Here is a 7,907-nt window from a genome sequence, read left to right on the forward strand (position 1 = left end):
TCTGTTTCTTGTCCACCTTGATGTATCCATGCTTCTCCAACTGTGAAAGGCTATGTTTCATTTCGACTTCAGATAAGCCGAGTAATGCAAACATGCGTTTTTGTTCATCAGGCGAGAGAGTAACTGTTCGATTCTGTTCAGGTATGTAAACCGTCAAGTCATTTATTGTATTCTAACCTCCGTTTCAGGGTCTGATAAGGGGGAGTTATGTATCCAGTCTTGTTCAACAAACACTTCCGTTAATCTTCCACAAGGTGATTACTCCACAACCGTGGTTGACAGTTCATGACTAACATTAAGGTACTTCACCATGTAATACCGCTTCACTTTTCCATGACTGTATTCAGTCACACCACAAACTTGAAAACCATGTTTTTTATAAAACTATGGTGCTTGAAAACTGTAAGTATCTAGTTCAATACACTCACATTCCTTCTGAGCAGCAATGTATTCAATTTCGCTCAATAATCTACTTCCGTAACCTTGCCCACGTAATGTATCATCCACCCATAGGATACCTACATGCATCCAATTCCAACGCCATTCTGCAAGAACTCCGCCTTGAATCTGACCTTCCTCGTTCTTGAGTATTAAGTTGATTTGTTCGTAGTTGCCCTTTACTTGTTCTGGCATATACTGTGCATTGTATTGAATCAAACGATCAAAAACATACTTACTCTCATCTGGCTTCATTTGGCGTTCAATTATCACGATTGTCCCTCCAGTAGACAGCTAATGCTTCACCCGTTCAAATCCATTGGTTTGTCATATTTACTTCTTTCTAACAGTCCGATATCGGGTGTTACGTCGACTTCTTGAATTAACGCAGCCCTTTAGTACAACAAGGGAGCGGACACTTTCAGGCATCCGCTCCAAATGCTTCGCTCAAAGTTGTTTTTTCTTTTCAAGATAGACGAGACTAAAATCGGAAGTCATCTCACGTTCGTGGAAAGTGTTGTACCCAAACTTTTCGTACAAAGCGATGTTTTTTCCACTCTTACTCCCAGTGAATAATTCATAACGACATTTCGGGAATAGATTTTCTATGGCATTCATGAGCATTTTTCCGATGCCTTTATTTTGATGGTCAGGATGAACCATAAGCTTGCCAATGTAGCATGTTCCTTCCTGTTCGCTTGCCCGTGCCGATCCGATGATAATGTCATCAATAACAGCTTTAAGCACCGTGTGGTCGTCAAACTGATTTTGTAACTGTTCGAGGGTTTGGACAAGCGGCTCAATGCTGAAATCGTTGTATATTTCCGCTTCACTTCTATAAGCAAGCTTCTGTAGGGACAGAATTTCTTCGGCATCCGATACTGATGCCTTTTCAATTTTCACGGTCAACTCATCTCTTCCTTTCTCAACTCATCTCGACTTTGCTCAACTAAACCTCATCAGAATTTTAGCATAAGCTGTATTGCAGTTTTCTGTCCGTTAGCTCCATAACACGTTCCGATATGGAGTGCTTCGTTAACAGTATAACTTTGAGGAAAGATGCGATTTACCTGCTCTAAACTAAGTCTCTGAAAGAAACTCAACTATATTGTGTTTCTTTCAAAAAAACGCCAAAATCCCATGTGGCGCAAGGGGTTTCGGCGTTTTTTGTGCTGTACTGTTTTTCGGACTTAGGCTACAATGAAACATAACTGAATTAAACGCATGGATATGTTTCTTAGGATTCGCCTCTCCTGGTGGGATTTTGCCGCACTTTGAACTCATCTTAGAATTATTATTCTAAGACGAGTGAAATAGCAGCAAAACCAGGCGTGGACTCATTCTAAGCGGGGCTGCAAAACCTGTGCCGGTAGCGGCCACGGCCCCTACTTTTAACGGAATGAAGTTTGTTGACGGACGGCGTGTAAGCAAGTATCTCGGAAAAAGTGCCCCCAATAGCGATCCACAAGATGATCCACAAGATGATCCACAAAATAACCTATCCGCTGAAGTAGAAAGCCCGATTGCATGAGATCATCGCACAGATACGATCAGAACTCGACACTGCACTGTATCAGGATGAGACCTCAAACAGTGGAGGCATTGACGACACTCACTGAAACAAAAAAGCTCTGCGGAATACTTTTCCCCATTTTGTGGTGGGTATCCAAAGTAAATCCTCGTTCAGTACTTATCCCCTATTTTGTCATGGTCTCCATGTTATGTATTGTCATCGGACAATTCGATATAATCTCAACAAGCAGAAAAATAGGACTATGTACTCATGTTAATGTCTGATTAATCTTATAAAATCACAAGAAGGGAGTAACGGCACTAAAAATCCCACCACCCCTTTAGGAGGAAATTACTTTCAAAAAAATGATAATTGGTACACTTGCGGCTACTACAATGTTGTTGACGGGATTTTCAACTTCTTTTGCAGCTACAACGTCCAGTCCGTCTTCACCTGTTCTGAATGGGGTTTCAACTATGCCACCATCTGGTTCAACTTCCTCAGGGTCGGGCATATCTCCTATGGCAATTACGCCACCATCCAGCTCGTCATATTGGAATCTTAGTGCAAACAACTACAATGGTTCATTTACTGATGTTTCCAATTATACAGGAATTTATACAAACTACTATTTTTCACCTAATGCTTCTGACGAAATTTCGATGAATGATACAGTAACAAACGATGGTGGTTCACCCACTAATTATAATTTATATCTGTGGGACTATACCACAGGAACAGAGACTAAAGGGCAAACAGTAGGAAGTTTGGGTAGTGCTAGCTTTAAGTGGACAAATCTTGACCCTAATGACTTTTACTACATAGAATGGAAGGCAAATGGTACCAACAATCTCATTGGTGGAACTTTCTCGGTACACTATTAAGGCTTACTAAGTAATGTGCGAGTCTCATGGCTTTATGATTGTTTGGTTTTTGACTACAATTTTCAAGCCATGAGACGCCTTAGTTTTCATTGTTCTTATTAGTTTGAAAAGCAAGTGTATCAGTCTTTCCATTATGAAGAACTAGAGACAAGCTTCCACCGGAGGATATATTTTGAGTGAATGGGAGAACTATATCCCAAATTCCTTGGGCATTTACACTGGATTTATAAAATTTCCCCTTTGTGCGGTATAAAACACTTTCAGCATTGGAATTTCCTGTAACACCCCAAATGAAAGTTTGCTCATTTGCTGTGAGCGAACTAACGGAATGATTAAGCTCATCAATGGATGTTGCTTTCAATCGCCATCCCAATAGACCGGATTTTTCAAAATACCAAGCCTCATATCCCGCCTTTGTTGTGGTTTTCGGGTCCGTGGGGGTAACCAATACAACGCCTTTGGAAAGTGGAACGGTGACAAGTGGCAACACATTGGAATCCATGCTCTCTTGTGCTCGTTCTGGAGTTGAGTGAGATGTATATTCATACCCCAAAATTCCTCCCACAACAACTACAGCCAAGATTGGACTGAGTTTCACCCACATTCTTTTTTGTCCCAAATATCTACACACACGTAAAATTGCGTAACCAATCAATGTACCGACTGTATTGCAAATTAAATCATCGACATCAAAACTTCGATAAGTGAAACCAAGAATCGCAGAAATCATAAACTGGCTGGATTCCACACAAAGAGTGCCCAGAAAGCCCAACAGGAGAATTTTTATATAACTATTTTGTTTTCTGAACAGTAAAGGTATCAGGAATCCAAACGGTGCAAACAAGAGCACATTGCCACCAATGTTTGAGAAATCGTTTGAAAGAGAACCATCTTTGAGAATTGCCATGATCGTTTTGAATGGAATTAGGTTGTTTGCCTGAATATCCCCACCATTATGTGTATATGGGATTGGGAACAAGGTGATATCAACCACAACAAGTAGATATGCAAAAAACAATAGTGACAGTACCTGCCGCCAGATTGAAACTTTCTTCTTAAACCCAAAACCTATAGCCAATATCAAATACAGCACAGTTGCGACGACGGCAAACGGGGTAATGGTCAACAAAAAGGTCCCTCCGTTTCATATATGACTTTAAACAACTACTTTGACCCGCCTTATAAACTTCGCACTAATATGTCGGCAAATATGTAACACCAAAACAGCCCCAATGAAATGAACCAGCAATGACGAAAAAGTGTTCCATATGTCCCCCCAACTGACGGGTGCTTGTCCCCAAAAAATCGGATTTTGGGTCCATTTCCACAGTGTTGATTGAACGGTACGCCAAACAAATGCATACGTAGTCAAGGTCATTGATATCAACCAAGGTGTTAAACTAATGACTCGATTGTCTGTCCATAAATAAAGTAAAGCTCCAAACAAAATCAGCATCACAAATTCGTAAATTGATGCAATGTTCACCGACTGAATAATGGGAAATGCAGAAAATATCACACGCTGGCTCCCTATTATGGAAGTGAGTGAAATATTACTAGGTAGTAGAGCTACACAACATGGTATCCAACTCACTAAAACAGCCAATCGATCCGTCTGTTTGCGGGTAAAAATCATCATGAAACACATAATTCCAAGTGCTGCCCACCGAGCGGGGTTCAGCGGAAAATAATGATGCAGCCAAGTAACCACCTTATAATTATGTATAAATTCCCAATGGTAAGGATTACCCGTACTTACGACAACATCGTCAAAGCGCATATTTGTAAACAAAGCAACTCCCAATGAAAGGAGGCAAAGAACTGCAGCCACCATAAACCATCGAGGTGGCATCATGAATGTCTCTCGAACAATCTGTTGGCGAAGTTCCTTCGGTGTTCCGAATGATGTAATGGCTCTTTGATGTGCTTGTTCATCTGATAATCCGGTGACTCGATAATATTTCACAGAGTCCTTCAGATGGCTTTGCATCTCCTCAATCCAGGCTTCCCGCTCACGTTTCCGTAGGTATGTACCCTTGATGACATGACGAAGATAAACGTCAATGTTGTTCATTCAAAAATCACCTTTCTAAAGAACATGGATAACACAAGTTGTTCGGCGTCCCACTCCCGCTTGAGCCCTTTGAGATGGGTTCTCCCACGTTCTTTAATTGAGTAATAACGTCGACGTGGCCCCGTATTCTTATCCGTTCCCCAATAGCCCTCTATAAAATGGTTAGCTTCCAACCGCTTTAATGCAGGATAAAGTGAACCCTCTTTTAGTAGCAAAGCACCGTGCGTTAGATCATTGACTTGCTGCACAATGTCATATCCGTACGAGTCCCCTTCGGAAAGAATCGATAACAATATGACATCCATATATCCTCTTAGACGTTCATTTCGCATAAAATCCGCCCTTATATTGTTTATCTATGTACATAGTATATAAGTCAACGACATTAGACAATATCTTTTCATGAGACGATAGTTGATCGCCCTTTGTTAACTATTCCGAAAGAAACACAAGGATATTGTCTGAGTATGGTAAAAACTATCTGGAAAGGGTGTTTTATCATCACCGGAATTTTGACGCTCTAGAATCGGTTTTAAGGCGCTTCTTGGAAGACACAAGACATATTTGTACCCCCAAAACGGATGAAAAAGTCCCTCCTTTTCGTAAAGAGTGACTTTCTCGACAGCCTGTCAACTCTATTGTGGTTCTTTCATAAAAAGGCCGAAACCTCTTGCGGAACAAGGGATTTCGGCCTTTTTGTACTGTACCGTTTTTCGGACTTGGGCTATAATGAAACATAATTATATAAATGATATGGATGTGTTTCTAAATGGAATTCGTGGAACCGATTCGCGACAAAAAGAAAATTGAAGCCATGAAATTGCTACTTCGAGGAAGTAATTTGCGGGATTACTGTCTGTTCGTGTTGGGGATCAACAGCGGGCTGCGCGTGAGCGATCTTTTACGGTTGAACATCGAGGATGTTCTCAGTGAGAGAGGGAAAGTGCTGGATCGAATCACGATTCGGGAGAAAAAAACGGGAAAAGCGAAGACTTTTCCAATCAGCAACAATTCAAGGAAGGCCATTGAGGAGTACTTAGAAAAACGAGCCTCATATTTACGTTCTGAGCCGCTTTTCGCCTCTCGGAAGGGAAATACCCATATACAGAGGGTGCAAGCCTGGAAAGCCCTAAATAAGGCCGCTAAAGCGGTGGGGATAAAGGAACGCATGGGAACACATACGCTGCGCAAAACATTTGCGTATCACGCCTTCAAACAGGGGCAGGACATTACGCTGTTACAGAAGCTGCTGAATCACTCAGCACCGTCCATCACGCTTCGATATATCGGGATCACACAAGATCAGCTTGATGATGTGTATTTGACGTTGAACCTTTGAGTACATCATTATGCTCTACGCCACGGCCACCAGCCCTTTTTCTGTTGATCCTTGGAATCCTGGATTTCTCGCAAAACCTCCATAAGCTTACGATCTCGTTCTTCTAAACGCAGCACCGTAGCTGCAATTTCAGATTGAACCTGGTTCATTAGTTCGTGTTTCAAACTCTCCGCGGGTTCCTGTTGATCCGCCGACGGTAATTCTGGAATCCTTTGTGTTAAACCGGCAATGATGTGGTCCTTCCTGCGGTTTTCTTCCGTTCGAGCGGACAACTCCTGGCGTAGAAACGATATCTCGCCTTGCAAGGATTCGACCATCTGCTGATAAGCAAGGATAGCGCCCTGGACATCCTCATTTGTGTCCTGGTCATTTTCTGATTCTGTACCGGACGTGTCGGAATCTTCTCCAGGACGTGTACGGGACTTCATGTCCTGTACATCCAGGACAATATACCAGCGATCGTCCACTTTATATCCTTGAAGGCTTCCTCTCTGGAGTCGTTTACGTGTTGCTTCTACGCTAATACCAAGGATTTTCGCTGCCTCGGATATATCCACTCCTTCTTTAGAATCAATCTGTTTTTTGGCCAGGACGTTCACCCTCCTTTGTTAGGACATCGTACAGGACGTGTCGTGGACATGACTTTTCAGCTATTATAGCTCGCTCTATGGATATTGACATAGTAATACCTTTTAGGCATGTCCGCTTTTTTTCAACGCCTCATATCGGCGTTCTGCCTCTTGATAAAAGTTCTCATGGCTGCCCACCATAAACACAACGCAACGGTTTAAATCTTCACGAACAACGTACGCGGCTCGATATGCCCCACCAGGAGCAGAAAATTCAAGACTCCTTGCGCCATTTAGCTTATTGGATAATGTGTGACCAGTATACGGAGCGGTTTTAAGCTTCGCTAAAGCCTGCGCTGCTTTTTTCATCTCAACCTTACCCAAGTCCGAAAAGTCTTTATCGGCTTTTTTGGTAAACCTGATGTCGTACATCATTCGTCGATTGAAATCCCTTCACGCTTCAAAATGTCATCGAGTGCAATGGTCTCGCCCGCGTCGTCTTCTTGGATCGCTTCTGCGGTCAATGCATCAAACGGATTTCCTGCTCGAACCAAGCGTACCCCATCTTCTTCGGGCTGGATAAAGAACACATCCCCTGGTTGTGCACGTAGCGCCTCACGAACATCGCGCGGAAGGGTCAAACGTCCTTTATCATCCAAACGAACCGAGATTGGTTTAGGAACAGACATTATAAAACCTCCTTGGTGGGACTATCCCACTTAATTATACACCGATTCAACGCCTGGAATACATAGGGCAGTGGTGGACTTAGCTCCCACAAGTTCAATTGAGGACGATACAGGAAGGGTTTTCCCGAAATTAGTCGAATTGAATTTGTGTAATACCTTGGAAAATGCCAAAAAGCCAGCAGGATCATGGGTAGTTGGAAGCTCCCATGTTTCTGAACACCGACCAAACCGGTGACAGGCGATAAAAACCGCATCCGCTGACTTTACTGACTCAACTAGGTTGATAATACCTAGTTTCTACGTAAAGTTCAACTATCCTGTCGAGGAAATCGATGGATGCGAATTTATCAAATCTGAGATAGCACATTCAGAGCCCTGTACCCGTTCAAGCGGTGTACAGG

10 protein-coding genes are annotated in these 7,907 nt (G+C 42.5%); 1 reads left to right on the top strand and 9 read right to left on the bottom strand.

Annotated elements, in window-relative coordinates; genetic code table 11:
* Nucleotides 1-384: 384 nt before the first annotated feature.
* From ACFSB2_RS05010 to ACFSB2_RS05035, 6 genes are all read right to left on the bottom strand, one after another.
* Nucleotides 385-711 (bottom strand): GNAT family N-acetyltransferase, encoded by a 327-nt coding sequence (locus ACFSB2_RS05010; protein WP_377941784.1) that lies wholly within the window; start codon nt 709-711, stop codon nt 385-387.
* A gap of 174 nt (nt 712-885) precedes the next feature.
* Nucleotides 886-1,341 carry a GNAT family N-acetyltransferase gene (locus ACFSB2_RS05015; protein WP_377941801.1) on the bottom strand — a complete coding sequence of 152 codons (456 nt, stop codon included), beginning with the start codon at nt 1,339-1,341 and terminating at the stop codon, nt 886-888.
* Nucleotides 1,342-2,291: 950 nt separating this feature from the next.
* A complete protein-coding gene (locus ACFSB2_RS05020; RefSeq protein ID WP_377941785.1) occupies nt 2,292-2,525 on the bottom strand; it encodes a hypothetical protein in 234 nt (77 codons plus the stop codon).
* A 389-nt stretch (nt 2,526-2,914) separates the two neighbouring features.
* Nucleotides 2,915-3,964 carry a VanZ family protein gene (locus ACFSB2_RS05025; protein ID WP_377941788.1) on the bottom strand — a complete coding sequence of 350 codons (1,050 nt, stop codon included), beginning with the start codon at nt 3,962-3,964 and terminating at the stop codon, nt 2,915-2,917.
* A gap of 27 nt (nt 3,965-3,991) precedes the next feature.
* Nucleotides 3,992-4,909 carry a permease prefix domain 1-containing protein gene (locus ACFSB2_RS05030; RefSeq protein WP_377941790.1) on the bottom strand — a complete coding sequence of 306 codons (918 nt, stop codon included), beginning with the start codon at nt 4,907-4,909 and terminating at the stop codon, nt 3,992-3,994.
* Nucleotides 4,906-5,214, bottom strand: a complete 309-nt coding sequence (locus ACFSB2_RS05035) for a PadR family transcriptional regulator (protein ID WP_377941793.1) — start codon at nt 5,212-5,214, stop codon at nt 4,906-4,908. The genes ACFSB2_RS05030 and ACFSB2_RS05035 overlap by 4 nt, the downstream gene beginning before the upstream one ends.
* A gap of 464 nt (nt 5,215-5,678) precedes the next feature.
* On the opposite strand from ACFSB2_RS05035, the gene ACFSB2_RS05040 reads away from it, so the two are divergent.
* On the top strand, nt 5,679-6,248 hold the full coding sequence (locus ACFSB2_RS05040) for a site-specific integrase (RefSeq protein WP_377941796.1): 570 nt from the start codon (nt 5,679-5,681) through the stop codon (nt 6,246-6,248).
* 8 nt (nt 6,249-6,256) lie between these two features.
* On the opposite strand, the gene ACFSB2_RS05045 is transcribed toward ACFSB2_RS05040, so the two are convergent.
* The 3 genes from ACFSB2_RS05045 to ACFSB2_RS05055 form a co-directional block, all read right to left on the bottom strand.
* Nucleotides 6,257-6,847, bottom strand: a complete 591-nt coding sequence (locus ACFSB2_RS05045) for a DUF3967 domain-containing protein (protein WP_377941797.1) — start codon at nt 6,845-6,847, stop codon at nt 6,257-6,259.
* Between the two features lie 93 nt (nt 6,848-6,940).
* The gene (locus ACFSB2_RS05050; RefSeq protein WP_377941799.1) at nt 6,941-7,252 is read right to left on the bottom strand and encodes a type II toxin-antitoxin system RelE family toxin; all 312 of its coding nucleotides are present in this window, start codon (nt 7,250-7,252) and stop codon (nt 6,941-6,943) included.
* Nucleotides 7,249-7,506 (bottom strand): AbrB/MazE/SpoVT family DNA-binding domain-containing protein, encoded by a 258-nt coding sequence (locus tag ACFSB2_RS05055; RefSeq protein ID WP_377941800.1) that lies wholly within the window; start codon nt 7,504-7,506, stop codon nt 7,249-7,251. The genes ACFSB2_RS05050 and ACFSB2_RS05055 overlap by 4 nt, the downstream gene beginning before the upstream one ends.
* Nucleotides 7,507-7,907 lie beyond the last annotated feature (401 nt).

Source organism: Alicyclobacillus fodiniaquatilis (genome assembly GCF_042678105.1).
Classification (GTDB): Bacteria; Bacillota; Bacilli; order Alicyclobacillales; family Alicyclobacillaceae; genus Alicyclobacillus; species Alicyclobacillus fodiniaquatilis.

What these genes read in the sequence shown, in the direction of transcription:
- ACFSB2_RS05030 (WP_377941790.1), bottom strand. Translation starts at nt 4,909, where the DNA reads ATGAACAACATTGACGTTTATCTTCGTCATGTCATCAAGGGTACATAC.
- ACFSB2_RS05050 (WP_377941799.1), bottom strand. Translation starts at nt 7,252, where the DNA reads ATGATGTACGACATCAGGTTTACCAAAAAAGCCGATAAAGACTTTTCG.
- ACFSB2_RS05040 (WP_377941796.1), top strand. Translation starts at nt 5,679, where the DNA reads ATGGAATTCGTGGAACCGATTCGCGACAAAAAGAAAATTGAAGCCATG.
- ACFSB2_RS05035 (WP_377941793.1), bottom strand. Translation starts at nt 5,214, where the DNA reads ATGGATGTCATATTGTTATCGATTCTTTCCGAAGGGGACTCGTACGGA.
- ACFSB2_RS05055 (WP_377941800.1), bottom strand. Translation starts at nt 7,506, where the DNA reads ATGTCTGTTCCTAAACCAATCTCGGTTCGTTTGGATGATAAAGGACGT.